The sequence below is a fragment of the Pseudomonas sp. Irchel 3E19 genome, from assembly GCF_900187585.1.
In the GTDB taxonomy this organism is placed as follows: Bacteria; Pseudomonadota; Gammaproteobacteria; order Pseudomonadales; family Pseudomonadaceae; genus Aquipseudomonas; species Aquipseudomonas baetica.
On sequence record NZ_FYDT01000054.1, the window covers coordinates 19,472 to 40,288 of the forward strand.

The 20,817-nt window shown below is 57.0% G+C and carries 22 protein-coding genes and 2 pseudogenes; 14 read left to right on the forward strand and 10 right to left on the reverse strand.

Features of this window, described 5'->3' with window-relative positions; translation table 11 throughout:
- Nucleotides 1–98 precede the first annotated feature (98 nt).
- A complete protein-coding gene (locus CKW18_RS24880; RefSeq protein WP_170947313.1) occupies nucleotides 99–356 on the forward strand; it encodes a hypothetical protein in 258 nt (85 codons plus the stop codon).
- Between the two features lie 138 nt (nucleotides 357–494).
- On the opposite strand, the gene CKW18_RS24885 is transcribed toward CKW18_RS24880, so the two are convergent.
- Entirely contained in the window at nucleotides 495–944 is a 450-nt protein-coding gene (locus tag CKW18_RS24885; RefSeq protein ID WP_095191214.1) for a hypothetical protein, read from the reverse strand.
- 312 nt (nucleotides 945–1,256) lie between these two features.
- Between CKW18_RS24885 and CKW18_RS24890 the strand changes: the two genes are divergently transcribed.
- From CKW18_RS24890 to CKW18_RS24900, 3 genes are all read left to right on the forward strand, one after another.
- Nucleotides 1,257–1,910, forward strand: coding sequence for a hypothetical protein (locus CKW18_RS24890; protein ID WP_095191215.1), 654 nt, complete (start codon nucleotides 1,257–1,259; stop codon nucleotides 1,908–1,910).
- Between the two features lie 129 nt (nucleotides 1,911–2,039).
- Nucleotides 2,040–2,426 (forward strand): hypothetical protein, encoded by a 387-nt coding sequence (locus CKW18_RS24895; protein ID WP_095191216.1) that lies wholly within the window; start codon nucleotides 2,040–2,042, stop codon nucleotides 2,424–2,426.
- A 262-nt stretch (nucleotides 2,427–2,688) separates the two neighbouring features.
- A complete protein-coding gene (locus CKW18_RS24900; RefSeq protein ID WP_095191217.1) occupies nucleotides 2,689–3,138 on the forward strand; it encodes a thiol-disulfide oxidoreductase DCC family protein in 450 nt (149 codons plus the stop codon).
- A gap of 178 nt (nucleotides 3,139–3,316) precedes the next feature.
- Here CKW18_RS24900 and CKW18_RS24905 read toward each other — a convergent pair whose 3' ends face one another.
- From CKW18_RS24905 to CKW18_RS24930, 6 genes are all read right to left on the reverse strand, one after another.
- Entirely contained in the window at nucleotides 3,317–3,553 is a 237-nt protein-coding gene (locus CKW18_RS24905; protein ID WP_371857647.1) for a DUF2269 family protein, read from the reverse strand.
- Nucleotides 3,492–6,155 carry an alpha-ketoglutarate dehydrogenase gene (mdeB, locus tag CKW18_RS24910; RefSeq protein ID WP_095191218.1) on the reverse strand — a complete coding sequence of 888 codons (2,664 nt, stop codon included), beginning with the start codon at nucleotides 6,153–6,155 and terminating at the stop codon, nucleotides 3,492–3,494. The genes CKW18_RS24905 and mdeB overlap by 62 nt, the downstream gene beginning before the upstream one ends.
- A 49-nt stretch (nucleotides 6,156–6,204) precedes the next feature.
- Nucleotides 6,205–6,513 carry a putative quinol monooxygenase gene (locus CKW18_RS24915; protein WP_095191233.1) on the reverse strand — a complete coding sequence of 103 codons (309 nt, stop codon included), beginning with the start codon at nucleotides 6,511–6,513 and terminating at the stop codon, nucleotides 6,205–6,207.
- A gap of 30 nt (nucleotides 6,514–6,543) precedes the next feature.
- Nucleotides 6,544–7,695, reverse strand: a complete 1,152-nt coding sequence (locus CKW18_RS24920; RefSeq protein ID WP_371857648.1) for an L-dopachrome tautomerase-related protein — start codon at nucleotides 7,693–7,695, stop codon at nucleotides 6,544–6,546.
- Between the two features lie 89 nt (nucleotides 7,696–7,784).
- A complete protein-coding gene (locus tag CKW18_RS24925; RefSeq protein WP_095191220.1) occupies nucleotides 7,785–8,792 on the reverse strand; it encodes a zinc-binding alcohol dehydrogenase family protein in 1,008 nt (335 codons plus the stop codon).
- A 121-nt stretch (nucleotides 8,793–8,913) separates the two neighbouring features.
- Complete coding sequence (locus CKW18_RS24930) at nucleotides 8,914–9,888, reverse strand: zinc-binding alcohol dehydrogenase family protein (RefSeq protein ID WP_095191221.1); 975 nt, start codon at nucleotides 9,886–9,888, stop codon at nucleotides 8,914–8,916.
- Nucleotides 9,889–9,999: 111 nt separating this feature from the next.
- Here CKW18_RS24930 and CKW18_RS24935 point away from each other — a divergent pair.
- The 7 genes and pseudogenes from CKW18_RS24935 to CKW18_RS24965 form a co-directional block, all read left to right on the forward strand.
- Nucleotides 10,000–10,881, forward strand: a pseudogene (locus tag CKW18_RS24935) (LysR family transcriptional regulator); the annotation flags it as partial.
- 183 nt (nucleotides 10,882–11,064) lie between these two features.
- On the forward strand, nucleotides 11,065–11,280 hold the full coding sequence (locus tag CKW18_RS24940; RefSeq protein ID WP_095191223.1) for a PLD nuclease N-terminal domain-containing protein: 216 nt from the start codon (nucleotides 11,065–11,067) through the stop codon (nucleotides 11,278–11,280).
- A pseudogene (locus CKW18_RS24945) lies at nucleotides 11,280–11,522 on the forward strand (hemerythrin domain-containing protein); the annotation flags it as partial. The gene CKW18_RS24940 and the pseudogene CKW18_RS24945, both read left to right, overlap by 1 nt.
- 339 nt (nucleotides 11,523–11,861) lie before the next feature.
- Complete coding sequence (locus CKW18_RS24950; protein ID WP_095191224.1) at nucleotides 11,862–12,287, forward strand: VOC family protein; 426 nt, start codon at nucleotides 11,862–11,864, stop codon at nucleotides 12,285–12,287.
- Between the two features lie 67 nt (nucleotides 12,288–12,354).
- Nucleotides 12,355–12,840: a GNAT family N-acetyltransferase gene (locus CKW18_RS24955; protein WP_095191225.1), complete on the forward strand. Its 486-nt coding sequence runs from the start codon at nucleotides 12,355–12,357 to the stop codon at nucleotides 12,838–12,840.
- 284 nt (nucleotides 12,841–13,124) lie between these two features.
- Nucleotides 13,125–13,286, forward strand: a complete 162-nt coding sequence (locus CKW18_RS24960; protein WP_095191226.1) for a DUF2986 domain-containing protein — start codon at nucleotides 13,125–13,127, stop codon at nucleotides 13,284–13,286.
- A gap of 30 nt (nucleotides 13,287–13,316) precedes the next feature.
- Nucleotides 13,317–13,772: a VOC family protein gene (locus tag CKW18_RS24965; RefSeq protein WP_095191227.1), complete on the forward strand. Its 456-nt coding sequence runs from the start codon at nucleotides 13,317–13,319 to the stop codon at nucleotides 13,770–13,772.
- Nucleotides 13,773–13,814: 42 nt separating this feature from the next.
- Here the strand turns inward: CKW18_RS24965 and CKW18_RS24970 are convergent, their stop codons facing one another.
- Both CKW18_RS24970 and CKW18_RS24975 read right to left on the reverse strand, forming a co-directional pair.
- Entirely contained in the window at nucleotides 13,815–14,237 is a 423-nt protein-coding gene (locus CKW18_RS24970) for a hypothetical protein (RefSeq protein WP_256587098.1), read from the reverse strand.
- A gap of 96 nt (nucleotides 14,238–14,333) precedes the next feature.
- A complete protein-coding gene (locus tag CKW18_RS24975) occupies nucleotides 14,334–15,050 on the reverse strand; it encodes a cyclopropane-fatty-acyl-phospholipid synthase family protein (protein WP_095191228.1) in 717 nt (238 codons plus the stop codon).
- 514 nt (nucleotides 15,051–15,564) lie between these two features.
- Between CKW18_RS24975 and CKW18_RS24980 the strand changes: the two genes are divergently transcribed.
- Nucleotides 15,565–15,927: a DUF6124 family protein gene (locus tag CKW18_RS24980; protein WP_095191229.1), complete on the forward strand. Its 363-nt coding sequence runs from the start codon at nucleotides 15,565–15,567 to the stop codon at nucleotides 15,925–15,927.
- 746 nt (nucleotides 15,928–16,673) lie between these two features.
- On the opposite strand, the gene CKW18_RS24990 is transcribed toward CKW18_RS24980, so the two are convergent.
- The gene (locus tag CKW18_RS24990; RefSeq protein ID WP_095191230.1) at nucleotides 16,674–18,224 is read right to left on the reverse strand and encodes a hypothetical protein; all 1,551 of its coding nucleotides are present in this window, start codon (nucleotides 18,222–18,224) and stop codon (nucleotides 16,674–16,676) included.
- A 1,023-nt stretch (nucleotides 18,225–19,247) separates the two neighbouring features.
- Here CKW18_RS24990 and CKW18_RS25000 point away from each other — a divergent pair.
- Entirely contained in the window at nucleotides 19,248–19,763 is a 516-nt protein-coding gene (locus tag CKW18_RS25000) for an Hcp family type VI secretion system effector (RefSeq protein WP_007919523.1), read from the forward strand.
- A 132-nt stretch (nucleotides 19,764–19,895) separates the two neighbouring features.
- Nucleotides 19,896–20,817 (forward strand): type VI secretion system tip protein TssI/VgrG (gene tssI / locus CKW18_RS25005; RefSeq protein ID WP_141233151.1); only part of this gene is annotated, 922 nt, incomplete at its 3' end.

Genomic DNA, 20,817 nt, shown 5'->3' on the forward strand with positions numbered 1-20,817 from the left:
GCCAAAAGAATTTGAACCGCTTCTGGACGCACTCGCCTAATGATCAGCTTGTGAACAAATTGCACAGGCAATGTGCCAATACCGGCATGCTCCGAGAGGTGGTCAACATGGCTAAAGACGAGAAGAAAGGCAAAGGTGACGCTTCGAAGGCCAGCAAGGAATTGAAAGACAAAAAGTCATCACCTGAAAAGAAATCCGCTGCGGCCTCGGCTCTTTCGAAGTCTTCCGAAAAGAAAGACAAGAAAAAAGAGGCCGAACCAAAGAAATCTGCAAAGAAAGCTGACAGCAAGCCAGAGAAGGTCAAGAAATCAGAGAAAGCGGAAAAGTCGGATAAGCCGGCAAAAAAGAAAAAGTAACATCAGCAAACTGCCAGGGCTTTTAGCCCTGGCAGTGTGCTGTGTTACCTCGATAGACATCGATGGCCGTAAAGCTGAATTCAGTCAGTCTGAAGACTGGTAACACATCTTTTTGCGCGTCAGCCGCCATGTTGGAATTCACCGTACTCTAACCACCGTGCCCTGACGGCCAATCGATGGCGTTCCCTTGAATGGGGGACAATGCTGGTGCAGAAGCGCCTCAAAGCGTTGGTACTCCGAAACCAAAACAGCACCGAACACTAGGCGTGCGCCGCTCAATTCGAGGATGCCCGGCAGGCCGATGTTACCGTTTTTGTGTCCTTGTACATGGGCTTTGATTCGGCTTACAGGTGATATGTCCTTGCCCCAGTAAACAGGATACCAGCCCGAAAAACCGGGTACTTGGGCTAGTCCGCGCCTGGGCGGCTCGGACATGTGAGCCCAGATTCCATAAACGGCAGCGGAGGATTGCTCAATCGGAAACTCACCCCCAAGCTCAATGGCCCCGTAGAGGCAGTCATGAACTTGGAGGCCATGCTCCGCGGCGAACAATTTTAAGAACTTCGGAACAAGTGCGACTTCCGGCATTTGACACCTGACGTTTTGTTAAAAGGCGGCCTTAGCCCGTTTGATACTCCTGCCCAGCGACCGCTTCGTCGCACACAACAAATCACGAACTTCCGATTTGGTCGCGCGGACTTGCATGATATCATCTTGCAATCACCGTCTCGGTGCTTTGTTTTCGTCCGAAATGGTGAGCGTTGGGTTATGCCCATCGATTGAAAATTTCAGGTGATGCACTACTTAACATTTTGTATTTATTTCAACTGCAAAGATCACCTCTTTGAGTAGCTTTACGCTGTCGCGGTGGCTTTGCAATATTCTTAGTTCGGAGCTTTCATGTCCAACAAGTCAACACCAAAAAAATTGGTCCATTACTCAAAGTCTGATCTCGGAGACTTCACTAAAAAAGGAACTGGTAGATTTAAAGTGAGGACGCAAGGCAGGATATATGCACTAGACATTGACGGCCCACTCGCCAATACCTCAACACTAAAGTCAATCAAATCAGCACTCGTGTTTACCGACGAGGCGTTGGAGCACTTTGAAATACATCCTTGGAGAACATTTTTCTTTTGGAAGAGATGTGTTAGCCAGTATAGGACAGTCAATATAAATGACATGAAGTGGGATGCGAAAGACACCGTTATGCATGGAAGCAATGTGCTGCAGGTAAAGAAAATGCGCAAGCGCTCTGGGAACAACTTGAGAATTAAGTGGCAACGATTGAAGGTCGGATTCGTATCTATGTGCGACTGGTTCGTTTTTTTATTGCTCTTATCTGTTTTTGTGACGCCTGCTTTGGGAAATGAATGCCTCTGCGTCGTCAAGTATAAAGCCTTACTGAACCAGACTTACGATTTTGTTATGCAACATATTGTTCTTATCTGTGCACTGGCAGTTGGGTTGCCCGCCATGGGTATGACTTGGTCACGCCTCAAAACCGCTAAGAATTCACAATTCCCTTTTCACAATGTCATTAGACAGATTTGATAGGTGAGAACAGTTCGGGCTCTGACATAGAGCACCCACAACTTACAGCTATCCAAATCAACACATTTCATTTTCTTATTGGCGATTTTAAAAAACTGCTAGCGGTGCTAAATATGACAGAAAGGAAAAATGAACATTCCGCCCCCCCAAGAGAGCGTGTCGGAATTGACACTGAAAAAAGCACTTTTGCTGAGCCAGATATTCTCAATGATAGCGATTCCAGTTGTTTTGGCGCTAATTGGCTACTGGGTTCAGCGCGGCGTACAAGATCAGCAAATTAAAAGAGACTATGGCAACTTGGCTATCTCATTGCTTGCCCCAAAAAAAGAAGGCGAGGTGCAGACCTCTCCTGAGCTCACAAACTGGGCTATCAAGCTATTAAACGATAGTGCACCGATAAAACTTTCCGAGCCAGAAATCGTCTCCATCAAGAAGAGCGGGATCCAGCCTGGCGATTTGATTTTTTTCTGCCAATGGGAACAAGGTCAGTCGGGCCGCGATTTATCTAGGGGATGAAAAGTTTCTTCATCGCAACGAAACGCGCAAATTCGACAATCCAGATGTAGAAAAAGAGTCGACTGACAACTCAAACCTGGAGAAAAAAAGATTACCGTAATCTTGGTGCATCGGCCTGATATGCGGGTTTCGAGATTAGTGCGCCAGAGAAGACGCCGTCGAAGCCCACGTCGCTCGAAGTTTGATACACGTCTTCAAATAGGGTTGAATTGCATACCCCAACCCTCTCCCCGATTACGGCCCCCCCCAACGGACTTTCTCCATGCCATCTGCGCAAACCCGCCCTACCCCCGCGCCATTGCTCAAGCCAGGCGAGACGGTGGTGCTGTTCGACGGTGTGTGCAAGCTGTGCAATGGCTGGGCGCGGTTTCTGATTCGGCATGACCACCAGCGGCGCGTGCGACTGGCGGCGGTGCAGTCACCCGAGGGCCAGGCGCTGCTCGCGTGGGCGGGGTTACCGCTGGATCAGTTCGACACCATGGCGGTGATTCGTGACCGGCACTACTGGGAGCGTTCGGACGCCTTTTTCGAAGTCATCGGCCAGTTGTCCGGCCGTTGGCAGCCTTTGCGACTGCTGCGACTCTTCCCCCGCGTATTACGGGACTGGGGCTATGACCGCATCGCGCTGAATCGCTATCGGTTGTTTGGCAAGTACGATACCTGCCTGCTGCCCAATCCTGACCATGAACAGCGTTTCCTGAAATTTTCCTGACGCAAAAAAGCCGGGCTTATTCCCGGCTTTCTGTCGTACGGATGAGACGTACACATTGACTCCAAGCGTGACCATCGCCTCTTTGCCCGCATGCACCCAGCCAGAACCACATCCGGTAAACCGCACGGTATTGCGCATCGAGCGCCGTCCCTACCTCCCCCGCGCTCGACGCCATCACCTACAAACGCTTGTGCAAAACCAACACCGGCAGCCAAAGCGAACCTGCGCAAAGGACGATGATCAGCGAGGTAAGCACCCACTCCGTGGTCATGGGCAGCCCCGAAACGCTCATCAGCCAATATCCGACACACATGACGGCGTGAAGAATATTGGCCGGAGCGCGAGCAAGCCAATCAACAATTCCACGGTGCCTGCACGCTCGCCTCGATGCCGTATCGCGACCGCGCCACAGCATGCGCCTGAGGATCTACCGCCGCCAACGCAGCCAGCACGATGTGATAGCGATCCACCTCAAAGAACCGGCGCAACGCCGAACGCGTGTCGCTGCGCCCGAAGCCATCGGTGCCCAGGGCAAGGTAAGGCGCCTGCAAGTAAGGTGCGATCAGTTGCGCATAAGCGCGCACGTAATCGCTGGCCGCCACAATTGGCGCGCCGCCGGGCAGGCAACGTGTCAGATGGCTTTGCTGATGGACGTCCCCCCCGAACACCTGTTGACGCTGCACCTCGCGCGCCTCTCGCGCCAACTCGGAAAAGCTTGTGACGCTCCAGACTTCGCTGCTGACCTGCCACTCTTCGTCCAGCATCTGCGCGGCGGCGATCACTTCGCGCAGAATCGCTCCGGAACCTAGCAGGCGCACGGCCGGGACCTTGTCGCCGTGACGGGCATACAGGCGCATGCCGCGAATCACCTGTTCGTATTGATCGGGTTCCAGCGGCGCCTGCACGTAGTTTTCGTTGGTCACGGTCAGGTAATAGAACTCGTCCTCTTGCTGCTCCAGCATGCGCCGGCTGCCATGATCGATGATCACCGCCGCTTCGCTGGCGAATGCCGGGTCATAGGCGCGGCAGTTGGGCACGGTGGCGGCCATCAATTGGCTGGAACCGTCCTGATGTTGCAAGCCTTCGCCAGCCAGCGTCGTGCGGCCTGACGTGGCGCCGATGAGAAAACCTCTGGCGCGCTGATCAGCCGCCGCCCAGATCAGATCACCGACGCGCTGGAAGCCGAACATCGAGTAGTAGATGTAGAACGGCAGCATCGGCTCGCCATTGACGCTGTACGAGGTGGCCGCAGCGATCCACGAGGACATGGCGCCGGCTTCGGTGATGCCCTCCTCCAGCAACTGGCCGTCGGTGGATTCCTTGTAATAAAGCAGCGCGCCGGCGTCTTCCGGCTCGTACAGTTGCCCCACCGACGAGTAGATGCCGATCTGCCGGAACAGGTTGGCCATGCCGAAAGTGCGCGCCTCATCGGCAACGATCGGCACGATGCGCGGACCCAGTTGTTTGTCCTTGATCAGGTGGGTGAACAGGCGCACGACCGCCATTGTGGTGGAGTTTTCCCGCTCGTCCGGGGCCAGCGCAAACCGCGCATAACTGTCGAGCGGCGGCACCGGGATTACCGCTGCCACGCTGTTGCGCTTGGGCAGATAACCGCCCAGCGCACGTCGCTGTTGCTGCAGGTAACGCAACTCGGGGCTGTCGTCGGCAGGCCGATAGAAGCGCATTTCCTCCACGGCCTGATCGTCCAGCGGCAAGGCAAAGCGATCACGAAAGGCCTTGAGTGCCTCGACATCAAGCTTTTTCTGCTGGTGTGAGGTGTTGCGCGATTCGCCAATCTGGCCCATGCCGAAACCCTTTTTGGTTTTCGCCAGAATCACGGTCGGCCTGCCCTCGTGATTCTTCGCCGCTTCGAACGCCGCGTGCAGTTTGCGAAAATCATGGCCGCCCCGGCGCAGCGCGTCGATCTGCTGCGGCGTCATATCCGCAACCAGCGCTTGCAATTGCGGGTCTTGATTGAAGAAGTGACTGAGGTTGTACGCGCCATCATTGGCGCCGAGGTTCTGATACTCGCCGTCGACCATGGCCGCGAAATGGCGCAGCAGCGCGTGGCCTTCGTCGCGGGCGAACAACCGATCCCAGTCAGAGCCCCACAGCACTTTGATCACGTTCCAGCCGGCACCGCTGAACAGCGATTCCAGCTCCTGAACGATTTGCCCGTTGCCCCGTACCGGGCCATCGAGACGCTGCAAGTTGCAGTTGATCACGAAGGTGACGTTATCGAGGCTTTCCCGCGAGGCGAGCGACAGCGCGGCAATCGACTCCGGCTCGTCCATCTCGCCGTCACCAAATACGCCCCAGACATGCCGACCCGCCGTCGCGGCAATGCCGCGATGTTGCAGATAGCGCAGAAACCGTGCCTGGTAGATGGCATTGATCGGCCCGATACCCATTGAGCCGGTGGGAAACTGCCAGAAGTCCGGCATCAGCCAAGGGTGCGGGTACGAGCACAAGCCGCCACCGTCGACCTCCTGCCGATAGCGCTCCAGTTGCGTCTGCTGCAAGCGGCCTTCGAGGAAGGCCCGCGCATAGACGCCGGGCGCCGAATGCGCCTGGAAGTACACCAGATCACCGCGTCCCTGATCACTGTCGGCACGAAAGAAATGATTGAAACCGACCTCGAAAATCTCGGCCGCCGAAGCAAAACTGGCGATGTGACCGCCCAACTCGCCATAGGCCTTGTTGGCCTTGGCCACCATCGCCAAGGCATTCCAGCGGATGATCGAGGTGAGGCGCTCCTCCATCACCAGGTCGCCGGGATAGTCCGGCTGCTGCTCCAGCGCGATGGTGTTCTGATAGAGCGAGTACGCACCCGCGCCGCCCTGCACGCCCAAGCGATTGGCCTGCTCGGCCAGCCGTTGCAGCAAGTACCTGACGCGGCGCCTGCCAGCGACCCGCGCAACGCTGGCCAGGGCGTCGAGCCACTCAAGAGTTTCAATGGCATCGCTGTCTTCATGAAGCGACGTTGTCTGGCCTGGCCGTTGCGCGGAATCTTTCATTGCAGAACACCCCGAAAGGTTGGAAGGACGACTGAGTGTTGTAGCGCTGTCAGTTCGAGACTTGCTCAAGGAAGATCAATTGCAACGGCTCGGCAAGCAGGTCATCCGCCGTGGCTGCGAAGCGCTGGAAGTACGGCGTGGCGAAATGCGCATCCAGTGCCGCCTGATTCTTGAACGCCTCGCGCATATAGAACGTGCCGCGTTCGTCACGCAGTTCGAACAACACATAGTCGAGATTGCCCGGCTCGGCCCGGGTCGGCTCGACCAGCGCCAGCAAGCCCTCCTTCAAGGCTTGCTCCTTGCCCGCTTTGGCCTTGAGGACGGCAATCGAAACCAACACTTCAGTGGATGCATTCATCATCAATTCTCCAGAAAATTCGAACAGGTATTACCGGGTAGGTGCAGGCGCCGCGTCGATTTTCAGACGCATCAGGCTGTAGGGTTTTTGCCGCTGATCCTGGCCACCGCGAAACGCCGCCTGGCGGTGCAACTGGTTGGCGGTGAAATACAGATAGCCGTCAGGACCGATGGACAACGTGTCGGGCCAGAGCAGGCGTGGATCGTGCACGATGGTTTGCCATTGGCCGTCCGGCAGGCGTTTACGGATCGAGTTGTGCTCGTAGTCGCCAGCATAAAGTGCGCCGCTGGCGTCCGCCTCCATGCCGTCCGATGCGCCTTTCTCGCCCAGATTCTGCACGGCAGCGGCCAGTTGTTGCTCGCTGACGCTGGAATCACGCAGCAATGCGGTCGGTACCGAGTACAGGTGGCGGCTGGACAACGGCGTGAAATACAGTGTCTTGCCGTCCGCCGACAAGGCGATGCCGTCGGACGCCACACCGAGCGGTTTTTGCTTGCCGTCGGCGCCCTTGACCATCACTGGAAGGCCTTCCACAACAGGTACGAAGGACGGATCAACCGATGTTGACGGTACTCCGCTCAAGCGGCGCATGGCGCGACCGCTGGCGATGTCCACGACGATGATCGCCCCCGGACCGCGCAACGATGAGTCGGTGAGATAAACAGTGCCTTGCTCGCCGGTGCGAAAATCAAAACGCATGTCGTTGACGTAGGTGCTGGGCAACATGACGTTCTCCGGGAACACCAGACGCTTGACGACCGTGTTGCTGGCAAGGTCCACCGCCACCAGCTTGGCGCCGCGCGGTTTCGGATCGGCGAAACCCGGGGCTGCCGTGTCGAGCAGCCAGACACGGCCCTGACCATCGGCCACCACGCTTTGCACGCTGATCAGCCCATCGCTGGGGTCATGGGGGTTTTCCCGGTTGATCGCCGCATTTGGATAGGCGACCACCTTGCCGTCGCGGATCTCGCCCACGGTGAAGGGTACATCGTCGCCCCAGCGCGGATAGTTGACGAAGATTCGCCCGGTCTCGCTGACCGTCACCCCGGTTGGCATCGCGTCGTAGAACGCATGCACTTGTTCAAGCTTGCCGAAAGGCCGATCGGCGGGTGCATTGGCCGGCAATGCGACGGCATTGACGGCATGCGCGAACGGCATGGCCAATGCGGCAGCCGTGACCATGGCAATCGTGGCGGAAAGTTTTTTCATACGCATAACGTGCTCCTGACGCGCCCTTCTGGTGGCACGTCTGACTGTGCAGATGGCGGTGTTCAGAAACCTTCGAGAACGATCTTGCCCCGGGCCTTGCCGCTCTCGACCAGCGCATGGGCGCGCCGCATGTTGGCGGCGTTGATCGCGCCGAAGTGCTCGCCGACGGTGGTTTGCAAAACGCCCAGATCAATCAGGTCGGAGACCCGGTTGAGCAAGTGATGCTGTTCGATCATGTCGGCGGTTTCGTACAACGAACGAGTGAACATCAACTCCCAATGCAGCGACAACGACTTGCGCTTGAGCGGCATCACATCGAGGCTGTCGGGATCGTCGATCACGCCCAGACGCCCCTGCGGTTTCAGCACCTCGATCAGTTGTAAAAAGTGCTGCTCGGTGTGGGTCAGGCTGGCGACATAGTCGACCTCGGCAATGCCGATCGCCTGCAACTGAGCAAGCAGCGGCTGGCTGTGATCGATGACGTGATGCGCCCCCAGTTGCTTGACCCAGTCAGCGGTTTCCTGGCGCGACGCGGTGCCAATGACCGTGAGCCGGGTCAATTGCCGCGCCAGTTGCACCAGCATCGAACCGACGCCACCCGCCGCACCGGTAATCAACAGGCACTTGCCCTCCCCCGTGCCTTCAACGACACCGAGCCGGTCAAACAGCAATTCCCAGGCGGTGATCGATGTCAGCGGCAACGCAGCCGCATGAGCAGCACTCAATGAGCGCGGCTTGTGCCCGACAATTCGCTCATCGACCAGATGCAATTCGCTGTAGCTGCCGGTGCGGGCAATCGAGCCGGCATAGAACACTTCATCGCCGGGTTGAAACAGTGTTACTTCAGAGCCGACTTCGCGGACGATACCTGCCGCATCCCAACCGAGGATTTTCGGTTCTTTAGTGAAAGTGCCGGCGCGTGCCTTGGTATCCACCGGGTTGACTGAAACCGCGTGAACTTCGACCAGCAGATCGCGCGGGCCGGGCGTCGGACGCGGGATGTCGGTGTCGAACAACGCTTGTGGATCTTCAATAGGCAAGGCGTGTTGGGTAAAGGTGATGGCTTTCATGGAAACTCGCTGTGTGAGGGTTGATGCGTTCACTTGCAGCCATCTTCGACTGCCCTTAACCAAAGAAAAACCCGCAAAACGCGCCAACACTTTCATCAAAAAAATGAAAATCAGCCTTCCACTAAGGTTTGCCTTTGGCCTTGAGACGTTCAAGCAGTGCAGCGGCGCGTTGCATACTGTCCGCCGCGCCAGCGTCCGCCGACGTGCTCACACAGGTTTGCAAAACGCCTTGATCCACGAGCGTAGAGACACGGTTGAGCAACTGATACTGATTGATCAGGTCGGCGGATTCGAACAACGAACGGGTAAATGGCATTTGCCAATGCAGCGACAAGGACTTGCGCTTGAGGTGCATCCCGTCGAGATGTTGTGGTTCGTCGTTCACGGCCAGACGCCCTTGCGCGCGCAGCACGTCGATCAACTGCGCAAAGTGCTGTTGGGTATCAATCAGACTGGCGACGTAGCTGACCTCGGCGATGGTGAGGGCCTGCAACTGATCAGCTATCGCGGCGTGATCAAGCGCATGGTGCGCGCCCCACTGCCGAACCGAATCCACCGCGTGAGTGCTGGCGCACGCGATCACCGTCAGCCGGGTCAACTGCCGGGCCAGTTGCACCAGCATCGACCCCACATCAGTGTCCGCCCCGGTGATCAACAGGCACTCGCCCGCCCCCGAATCCTGCGCAACACCCAGACGCTCAAAGAGCAATTCCCAGGCGGTGACAGAAGGTAAAGACAATGCCGCCGCACGCGCTGCACTCAAGGTTCGCGGCTTGTGCCCGACCGCTCGTTCATCCACCGAGTGCATCGGGCTGGGGCCGCCGGTGTCGCCGATGCTGCCGTGAAAGCAATAAAACACGTCATCGCCCGGCTGAAACAGCGTCGCCTCCGGGCCGACTTCACGAACCACACCGGCCGCTCCCCAGCCGAGAATTTTCGGCTCTTGGAGCAGCGCCGCCACCGGCATGTCGCTCGCGCCAGGGCTGACTGCAGTCGCGTGAACTTCAATCAACAGTTGCCTTGGGCCGGGCTTGGGTCGGGTAGCGTCAACGTCATCATTCGATAGTCTGTGGGGGGTGAAGGTGAAGGTTTTCATTGAAGCTCGCTGTTTGAAGAACTGACGCACACACTTGCAAACATTTTCGAGCTCACGAGAGCAAAGAAAAACCCGCAGAATCCGCCAACACTTTCACCCTAGGAGTGAAGATTGATTCGCGTCGATGATCTGGGCCTGTTTATTCGCAGTGCCGCGCTGGGCAGTTTTACCGCCGCGGCGCTGGAAGCCGATTTATTGCCGGGCCAGGTCGCTGCCGCGATCAAGCGCCTGGAACGTGAGCTGGACGTGCGTCTGTTCGCGCGCACCACGCGTAGTCTGCGCCTGACCGCCGAGGGTGAGCAGTACCTGCCGACCGCCCACGCGGTGCTGGAGGCGTTGAAACTGGGCAAGGAAAACCTGCGCGGTGAAAATGCTACGCTCAAGGGCGTGCTGCAAGTCACCGCACCGTCCGATCTGGGGCGCAATGTGCTGTTGCCGTGGCTGTCGCAATTCCGCCGCCAACACCCTGAGCTCACCTTGCGTTTTGCGCTGTCCGATCAGGTCGCCGACCTGTTTCGCGATCCGGTGGATGTCGCCATCCGTTACGGTTTGAACGAAGACGCCAACTATGTCGCGCTGCCGCTGGCCCCCTGGAACCGGCGTATTCTGGTTGCCTCGCCAGAATATGTCGAGCGCTGCGGGCAACCGCAAACCCCGGAGCAACTGCTCAACCATCCCTGCTTGCTTTATCTGCAAAACGGTCGGGTGTTCGATAAGTGGACCCTCGGCGGACAAACGATCCACGTCTGCGGCCCGTTGTTCAGCGACGATGCCGATGTGGTTCGGCGCTGGGCGCTGGAGGGCGAAGGTATCGCCTGCAAATCGTGGCTGGACGTCAGCGCCGACGTGGCCGCCGGGCGTCTGTTGGTGTTGCTCGCGGACTATCCGGGCAATGCCTCGCCGCTGAGCATGGTCTGTCCGCACCGCAAGCAGATCTCCCCTGCGGTGTCTCAACTCTACAGCTGGCTGAGCAGCCAGTTCGCCTCTCTCGAGGTGCCGCCCCACGCGCGTGATGTTTTCGACACACCACTGCGGCAAAACGAGCATGGGCTCGTGTCGGCGGGTGCGCGGCCTTATCGCGCTGGATCTGGCACAGCCGCTCAAGGCGCTGGAGAAAAATAAATGAACCCGCGACGGCGCACACCACCTAACTGAAAGACCATCAGGAGGTAGCCAATGCATATCGAAACCGTGTGGATCGTACTGGCGGCAGTTCTTCTACTGATCGAACTGTGGGCCATCAATCGGGTGCGTAAAAGCGAGGGAAAATCGAACAATAAGGGGGTGTGGATTGTGCTGATTGTGTTTGTGCCGTTGTTCGGGCTGATCGCCTGGGCAATTGCCGGCCCCAAACACATCAGCCAGAACACCGCGTCGCATCCCGGCCGCTAAAGGAAGAACACCTCGCCGTCGACTCACTGGTACTGCCGGATCTGAAAATGACCGACCCCGGCACACCTGAATTTGCCGGTCGGGTGAAAGCGGTCAAGGAACTGCTGGAACATCACATCGAAGAGGAAGAAACGGAAATGTTTCCTCAGGCGAAAAAGCTCTTGGGCAAAGCAAAGCTCGATGAACTGGGTGCCGAAATGGAAGCCATGAAGGCCAGTTACAAGAAGGACATGGCGGCATAAATGTCTGACTGCATCCAACGCCCGGCCAAATGCCGGGCGTTTTTTTGCGCTGATTTCGCAACCAGCGCAACACCCCTGTAGCAGCGAGCTTGCTCGCGAAGAGGCCCGCACGTCCGGCCTCTGCATTAACTGACCCACGGCATTCGCGAGCAAACCCGCGCCCACCTGTAGTACCGTCACCCGGTCGACAACAAGGAGGTTGCTATGGGACATACAGCAGGCAAGCGCATCGTGGTCATTGGCGCGGACTTAATGTCTCGACTGCGGATTTGACGTCTGCTGTGACATTCAACTGAAAGACTCGGATAACGGGCTCCCCCTCGTAACGGAAGACACTTCATGTTCGAACGCAACAAACTGGTACCCGAATTAATGGTTAGCCAACTGGATGAGAGCCTGGCCTTCTGGGTGTCTTGCCTGGGATTCAACATTGCTTACCAACGTTCCGAAGAGGGCTTTGCCTACCTTGACCTCAATGGAGCTCAAGTCATGCTGGAACAGATTGATCCGCACGCCAATCAATGGCTGACCGCTGCGCTGGACAAACCTTTTGGCAGAGGCATCAACCTGCAGATTGACGTTGAGGCCGTCGCCCCCGTCATTCGCAGGCTTGGCGAAGCAGGGTTTTCACTTTACCGAGCATGCCAGGACACCTGGTATCGGGCGGACAAGGTAGAAGTGGGTCAACGCGAATTCATCGTCCAGGATCCAGACGGTTATCTTGTAAGGCTGGTCGAGCGTTTGGGTGAGCGGCCAGTCAGCTGAACCTGACGGTTCCAGATTGCCTCGCGCCGTCGCGCGGCCCCTCAACACATTCAAGGAAAAAATCATCATGGAAGAAACCATCACTTATCGAGTCGCCACCGCCGCCGATGCACTGACCCTGTGCGAGCTGGGCCAATTGCTCAACGTGGTGCACCACGCTGCCCGCCCCGACATCTACGCCGCCGCCACCGAAGACTTTTCCCGCGACCTGCCGCACTGGTCAGGGGTTTTCGACAAGCCGGACCAAATTGCCTATATCGCGCACGTCGGCGATCAGGCCGCTGCGTTCATCACCGCTACCCTGTCGTCGAGCAAGCCACCACTGATGCAGCCGCAAAAAGTCGTTCGCATCGGATCGGTGTGTGTGGCGGAACGGTTTTCCGGCAAAGGCATTGGTCGCGCGCTGATTCAGCGCGTCAGAGACTGGGCGATTGAACATGATGCACAGGACTTGCGGCTGACGGTCTGGCCGTTCAATGAACGCGCGGCGCGCATGTACGCAGAGTTTGGTTTCGAGGAACGGGCCGTCGAGATGGGTATGCGTCTGGCATGAAACGCCAAAGCCGAAGGCGATGATCGTCCTCGGTTTGCCGGGGTTCCACATCGAACCTGGGGCGGCTTCACAATGGTGGGAAAAGACGCTGGCCTGCCCAACTGACAACGTTTCGAGAGTGGACGCCCCGTCACACGTTGAATTCTGGCCATCGCCCCGATTCACGCCTACCATGCGCACAATTCGTATTACTGCGGCCAAGGCGCCGAGAAACCCGCTATCAATACCTAAGCTATTGGTCTGAAAACCAGCCCCCTCCAGCACGAACACATTGAGTAAAAAACATGAACCGTCAGAAAAAACTGCAGCAGTTGTTCAAGGAAAAAGCCAAAAAGGCCAGCGCAAAACTGGCGCCGAAAAAGCCGAAATACATTAGCAAGGCTGATCGGGCCAAGCTGGAGGCTGAGGCGGCAGCATCGACCGAGAGCCCGGCAACCGCTGATTAACCCGGACACCGCATCGGCGGGAGGCATTCAATGGATCTGAAGTTCAGTCACGTCGATGTGCTGGTCAACCATCTCGAGGACGCGTGTGCCTACTATGCGCAGATCCTCAACGCCAACATCTCCAAAACCCAGATATGGCAACGCGGCGGCCTGCATGTGCGCTATGCGGTCGCGATGATCGGGCAAGAGCGTTTCATGCTGGTGCAACCGCTTCAAGGCAACTTGAAGACGCTGCTCGATACCGTCGGCGAAGGCATGATTTACCGTCACTGCTACACAACACCGGACATCGAAAAGGCTTATGACGACCTGCTGATCGCCGGCGTGCAGCCCGAAGATGAAAATGGCAATCCCTTGACCCGCCAACACCTGCAATCCCCTTCCGGGACACGGATTATCTGGTTGCCCAAACGCTTCGGTCACTTCTCTATCGAAATTCTGGAAGAGAAGTCGCTGGAAGCGTTTATCGCGGGTGCGTTTGCTTGAGTGATGGCTGGACACCCGTCAACGCAGCGTCTGCAGCGTGTTTCACGGTTCAAACGAACTCGATTTCTTCCGTATCAAATTGATGACCAGAAGCAGGCAGGCTGCGATCCCCTGTGAGCCACACATCAACCCGCCAAGGCTTGCGTGAAAGGTAATCCAGGCGACGGCCCCCATGAGCAACGTAATCAGCATACCCAGCAAGAGCAGCGGCAGATGTCGGACGGGGGGATCATCCTCCAGCCCGTCAGCAAAAATGCTCCAGCAGGCCCATTGCGAAAACGACAGCAGCGTCACGCCCAGGAACACCCATAGCCACGTTGATGAAAATTGCCCGGTGAACAGATTGATCGGCAGCGTTATCACGGCCCAGAGCGTAAAACCGATCGTGGTGGTTGCGGGCACGGTGTAGGCCGGCAGTGCGACGGCTATCTGAATCAACTTGAGAGCTTGCAGTCGAGTGATCAAGTCGCGCGCTCCTTCGCGGGTGGCATTGGCCGGGCCGATGGCCGAGCCAAATGACTATAGATCAGTGAAGAAACCCAGTGCTGAGCAATTTTTCGCTCAGAGCGCTTTACACGTCAGCCACGCCCCCCAGAACAGACTGCTGAAAAACCGCGTCGCATCACCAAACCCGGCCTCATGCAACAACGCCTGAACCGCCGCCTCGGAATGCGGCGGATCGGCGCCCTGAAGAATCTTGCCAAGCTTGGCCTCCACCTCGTCCGCACTGGCGCCCTGCTGCCGCCAGCGCTGCCCCCATGCCGCCAGCAATAACGGTTGGCTGGCATAAGCGTAGTGATTGCCCGCGATGATCAGCGGCGCGCCCGGCTTCAGCCGAGCCTGAATTGATCGCAGAATGTCCCTCTTCGGCCCGTCGCCATTGAGATGGTGAAGCACTCCAATCAACGTTGCCGCATCGAATAACTCGTCAATTGGCAAGTCATCAACGTGCCCAAGGCGCACCTCGGTTCTGCCGAGCAAACCGTTAGCCTGCAATGGCTGCGTCGCCGCCTGCAGCATCGGCTCGGAAGGATCAACCGCCGTGAACCGCCAACCCGGCTCCAGCGCGGCCATTGCGATGATTTCCTGTGCGGTGCCGCCAGCACCGACGACCAGTATTTTTGCCGAGCACGACTGGCCGAGACTGGCTGCCAACATACATGCCGCCAGATCGTGACAGGCGTCATAACCGGCCAGAGCGATGCGGCTTTGCCTGGCGTATTCGTTGGCGCGGGAGGTGTCGAATTTATCGGCGGGGTTGGGGGCGGATGAGTTCAATGGGCGATTCTCCTTGTCTCTGCAGCAAGGTACGCCGGGGGGCTGGATAAGAAAAATGCACAGATTTTATGTGGGGCATTCCTTTGGGGAATGCGGACTTAGCGCGGTTATCGGGCGTAGTTTTTCGGATCTCATCAACGTTTCGGCGGGTACGTTTAACAGCATTTGCCCTGGCGTTTAAAAGACACCTCGCGTTACGCCATCCAGGCTACAACACCTTGCGCCGTTGCCTACGACTACGCCAGAATCCGCCGGCTTGTGCGCCTGGAGGGCCATCGGTAACTTGATTCCTGTCACTGATTCCCAGTGATCGGGTTTAGTAGCCCGTGGTAAATGAAAGTGCACAAGCTCCCCTCAGTCAGGTATTTGCATACCTGCAATTGATGGCGGCTGTGCGTAGGGCGCCCTCGGGCGCGCCGGCTTTCTTCTTTTCCCCGGTCTACTAACCTGCGTACAGCTGCCACCCCCTGTTTAGTAGCTCGGAGCGGCGGCCACACAACAGGAAAAAGAAGAAATGTGCAAAATAACGCCAAACCCACCGGAAACCGACCCGGCCTCCCCGTACGAATCAGCCGATTCCAGGAAATTCCACGACGCGGCAGAACGCGCACTCGACCATTACCTCAAACCGGCAGCGGCGATCAGTGCTGCGCCGTATAAACCCAGCACGATGTTTTCGGTTAATCCGGAGACAGACGTCGAGTCGTTGCTGGCGAATGCCTGCGAATCACTGGCCTCGGCGAGTGTCATGCTCGGGGATGTTGCCGGGCATGTGGATGGGTCGATTCGCAAGACTCTGCTAGGCATTGCGCAGGTGGTGATGCTTGGGGAATTAGCGGTGAATCGGGCCTTGGATAGGGTTGATGTAGCCCAGTAGTCCCTCCCGCTCAGTGGCGACGGATCGCTTGTCGCCACTGAGCAAGGCCGCTTTTTTGACCTTGACAGCCGTCCGCTTTCGGCCGATTGCAGCCGCTTCCGAGCGTCTGCTTTTGGCCGATTGCAGTCAATCACGAACGACCGTTTTCGGCCGATTCTGTTGAAAAAGTCGTCCATGGTTGCCACGGCAGAAAAGTAAGCGCCTGAGATTGAAATCTTCACTTTGGGCAGAGGCTTCCAGGCTCAGATTTCACGCAGCAGCGTGTAAAAAAGGCGTTTTCACCGGCCAATATTCAGGCCATTTGGGCGAACCGACTTTTTCAACAGAATCGGCCAAAAACTGCCGATGAAGAATGGGCAGAAAACGGCCAGAAACAGTTGTTCATACCCTACGTCTTAGACCCAGAGCTTTCGTTCTCGGCGGCCTGAAGCGGGATGCGCAGATCAATTTGACTTGAGCCGAATTTGTCGTTCATCGCAAAGGCACAAAGCTCTTCAGGCGCCGTTAAGGCACGCCTACCCACCTTCGATTAATCTGCTTAGTCTTGCAGGGCGTTTACTGGCAGCCGATGTTCTGCGTGTTGCCGCGCCGCTTTCTATCTGGGCTCGTGCGAGGGTGGAATGGCAGAGAGCGCAGCCTGCAGAAAGCCTTGTCCTGCGAAGGTGTGGCCGGGCTGGGATGCCCGGATGCCGATATTCGCTGAGCAACTTCCCCTCAAGGCCCTGCCAGGCTAGCGCCTCTTCAAATCATAGGTAGTCTTCATAGGCGCGCGATTGATAGGTCAGGCTTTTCAACAATTTGGGATCAAATGACAGTTGAAAAAGGCTCTGCGGCAAGAGCTGGGGGGATTCGATCACGCTTGTCGATATCCGCCCTGTATTCGCATCACGCCAGGTCGCGCTGAGCCGATGCCCCTCTGGAACGGTTTCGACCCTCAACCACACTTGGCCACGTACGTCGCTGGCGCCGAGGGCACCCTGCTGGGTCAGCAGGCGGTCTTTACCTCGAAGCGAGAGCTGCAGTGTCGCCAGTTCGTAGCCTTGATCCTTAACCTGGAAGAACGAAACTACCCTGGACAGCCAGTCAGGTGAAAGTGGCCGATGTCGAATTATCGCACCAATCACGAGTGGGTCATTCAGCCAGCGGCCAGCCTCGGCCAGCGCTGCGTAGCCTCCATCCAACTCAAGCGCTAAGCGTCTGCCGCCAAACAGATCAGTCAAACGAATGCCTGCCCCCAACAGCACGCTATCACCGATCAGGGTGCTGATATCGTCTAACGGCAGCTCCCCGGTACTCGGCAAGATTTCACCCAGGCCTCCTGCGAGTCCCAGAAGATCGGACTGCCAGAACTCAGGCTTGGTCTTGCGCAGGAACTGCGCATATTCATTCACCGCCGCATAGGACCCTGTCTTCTGCGCGATATAGAGCGCCAGCTTGGAGCGATAATACCGGTCCACCGTCCCCACATTGGCTTCGGCGAACGTCAAGGCCTTGGGGTCGTCGAACAGTTTGAGGTTATCGAATGCCAGCATCTTCATAGGCCAGTCGTAATCGGCGTCAGCGATGAGATTGCGCGAAAACGGCAGGAAAGCACGGTCGACCTTGAGCCGCTCCAGCAACAGTCCCTGCTTCCGCTGCCCCAAGGATGAGTCGTTAACCAATTGTGTAAGAGTTTTGCCGGTCGGGTCCTCTGTCCAAGATGGTGCGAATAGGCCGCGACTACGCGTAAGGATGGTCAAGGCGTCGGAGAACTGTCCGACATCCGATGAAGGATCCTGAAGGATGGCGAGCAGACGCTGCCGCTCAGCTTCTGTCAGCGAAAATGAACCACCACGCCCATCCAGACGCTCACGAGCGAAACGCACCGTGTAGGCGTCCAGCAGCGCTTGAGTGCGCATTGCATCAAGCGCCCTGCTTTCATCGCTATCACCTTCCTCGAAGCGTAACCACCGATCAACTTTATTCGTGAAGGTGTTAGTCAGGCTATCAGTAAGGTTCTTGTAGCCGAAGAATGCTCCCGCGGCCAATAGCAGGGTGATGAAGGTTCCGACCGCGAGAATCCACTGCTTGATATGATGAAGAATCGACAACGTCTTCTCTATGGCCCGCTCGGAAACCTTCGCCTCGGCACTGCCGATCTGGCTCTGGACTTCGTGGAGCAGACGAGCGCTGGACGCCTTGAGTTCTTGCAACTCCAGGTGGAGGGCTCGGTTTTGCTCAAGCGCCTCGGCACGCAGTTGCGCCGCTGCCTTATCCAAGTGAAGGGAAATGAGTTCGTTAGTAGCAGACAACAGCATTCTTCCTTATATATTTGGAGCGACCAATAGTTCCACATCCATCGCTTTATTGACATCCTGTAACCAGCAAGTCATTCAGTGCCGGTGGGTCAGCGAATCGCACCGGCCTATACACACACCAAACGGCTGATTCTGGCCCAGAGTGTGTAAAAACGGTTTTCAGCGCGATTGGTGTCCCAAGTAGAACTGAAATCTGCCAACCAGCCCATACATCTCAGATTTGGCATAGAAACGCAGACTTCAATTTTGGCACCGCGTTTTTACACACTCTGGGCCGATAGCTGACGCATGGATTAGCGGAACAATAAGCAATGAACGGCCGCGCTATTTCTGCGTGTCTGAGCTAATAGCGATCTGAGAAATCACACTATTGGGGTAGCTCGTTGCTAATGAGTTTTGCTGATTATCCATACATGTATAAAAGGTCACTGATCAGCTGTAGCTCTTGTTGAGTGTACGGCGTCTCTCCACATCCGCGAATCGCCTCAAGAACTCCTCTAATGGGTATTGGCCGCGCAGGATTTTGAATGCATACAATCAGCAGGTCAGAATCAGGATCTCTTCCCTTTAAGTATTTTACGACTAGCTCTGTGAGTGATAGGCGAGCTTGTAGATCGCTTAGCATTAATACTTCTCCGCTCCTGTGCTCCCTTCAACCACTTGGATGCAAATTGGGAGCCTATGGAATTGTATTTCCTCACACGGCAAATGCCATCGTTAGGCCATTGTGCGCAAGAAGTTGCGCAGTAGGTCGTAATATTTTAGGGGTTAAATCCCCTGCAGGCCACATCCTGAAAGGCCTGCAGCCAAGTGCGCAAGAAGTTGCGCAGTACTGCGCAACTTCTTGCGCACTTTTACCCCCAAACCACGACCAAACATCCTACGTTTAGCGACCGACACCCGCTAACCCCCCGGATTCAGGGCCCCTCACACAAGCTGGCACGCTCCTTGATAACAGTCAGGCACCCACCGGGCGATTTCGCCTCCCGGGCACCCTAAATTTATCCGCAAGGAGAGCACCCCATGGCAACACCAGCGTACATGTCGGTTACCGGCGAAAAACAAGGCCTGATCACTGCAGGCGCCTTCACTGCCGACTCCGTTGGCAACACCTACCAGGAAGGCCACGAAGACCAGGTTATGGTTCAGGCTTTCAGCCACGACGTGATCATCCCGCGTGACCCACAATCCGGTCAGCCAACCGGTCAGCGCGTTCACAAGCCAGTTGTGATCACCAAGGTCTACGACAAGGCTTCGCCTCTGCTGCAAGCCGCTCTGACTTCCGGCGAGCGCATGAGCGAAATCGTTATCCAGTGGTTCCGTACTTCGGCTCAAGGCACCCAAGAGCACTACTACACCACCAAACTGGAAGACGCGATCATCGTCGCCATCAACAACAAAATGCACAACTGCCAGGATCCAGGCAACTCGCACTTCACCCACCTGGAAGAAGTGCAGTTCACCTACCGCAAAATCACCTGGACCCACGAAGTATCCGGTACTTCGGGTTCCGATGACTGGCGTGCTCCAGTCGTTTAATTACGGCTGATCGTTACAAACATCGGCCAGCTCTGCTGGTCGATGTTGTTTACGCCCCTCCAGAATTTCGCGTACGTTGACCCGCTTTAGCGGCCGTCGACGAGCGCCGCTGTACAGCACGAGGAACAAGGGATGTTCGCGCCGGCCAATGAAACTCACTTTGCCCTGACCATCGAAGGGCTTTCCGCCGATTTTCAGGTGTTTACCCTCACCGGTCGGGAAGCCATCAACCAGCCTTTTGTCTTTGAGGTGGAGCTGGTCAGTGAAAAACCGTCGCTGGACCTCGAAACCCTGCTGCACAAACCGGCCTTCCTACAGCTGTCGCCCGACGGCAGCGGCATTCACGGCCAGATCTACCGCGCCGCGCAAGGTGACTCAGGCAAACGCCTGACCCGTTATTCGGTGACCCTGCGCCCGCAACTGGCGTACCTGGCGCACCGCATCAACCAGCGCATCTTCCAGAACCTCAGCGTGCCGAAAATCATCGGCATGGTCCTCGAAGAGCACGGCATCCAAAGCAACGCCTACGAATTCCAGACCGGCTCGATCTACCCCGAGCGCATCTACTGCGTGCAGTACGACGAGTCGGACCTGCATTTCATCCAGCGCCTGTGCGAAGAAGAAGGTATTCACTACCACTTCCAGCACAGCGCCACGGCGCACAAACTGGTGTTCGGCGATGACCAGACGGTGTTCCCGAAACTCAAGCCTGTGGCCTACCAGCAAGACTCCGGCATGGTCGCCAACGACCCGGTGATCAAACGCTTCGACCTGCGCCTGGAAACCCGCACCAGCCGCACCACGCGTCGCGATTACGACTTCGAAAAACCACGCCTGACGCTGGAAAGCGAAAACCGCGGCGACGCCCTGCCCGACCTCGAAGACTACGACTACCCGGGCCGTTTCATCGACCGTGAGCGCGGCAAACACCTGGCCAAACGCGCCCTCGAACGCCACCGCAGCGACTTCCAACTGGCTGAAGGCAAAAGCGATCAACCGTTGCTGGTCAGCGGCCATTTCCTCGCGCTGACCGCGCACCCGAAAGCCAAATGGA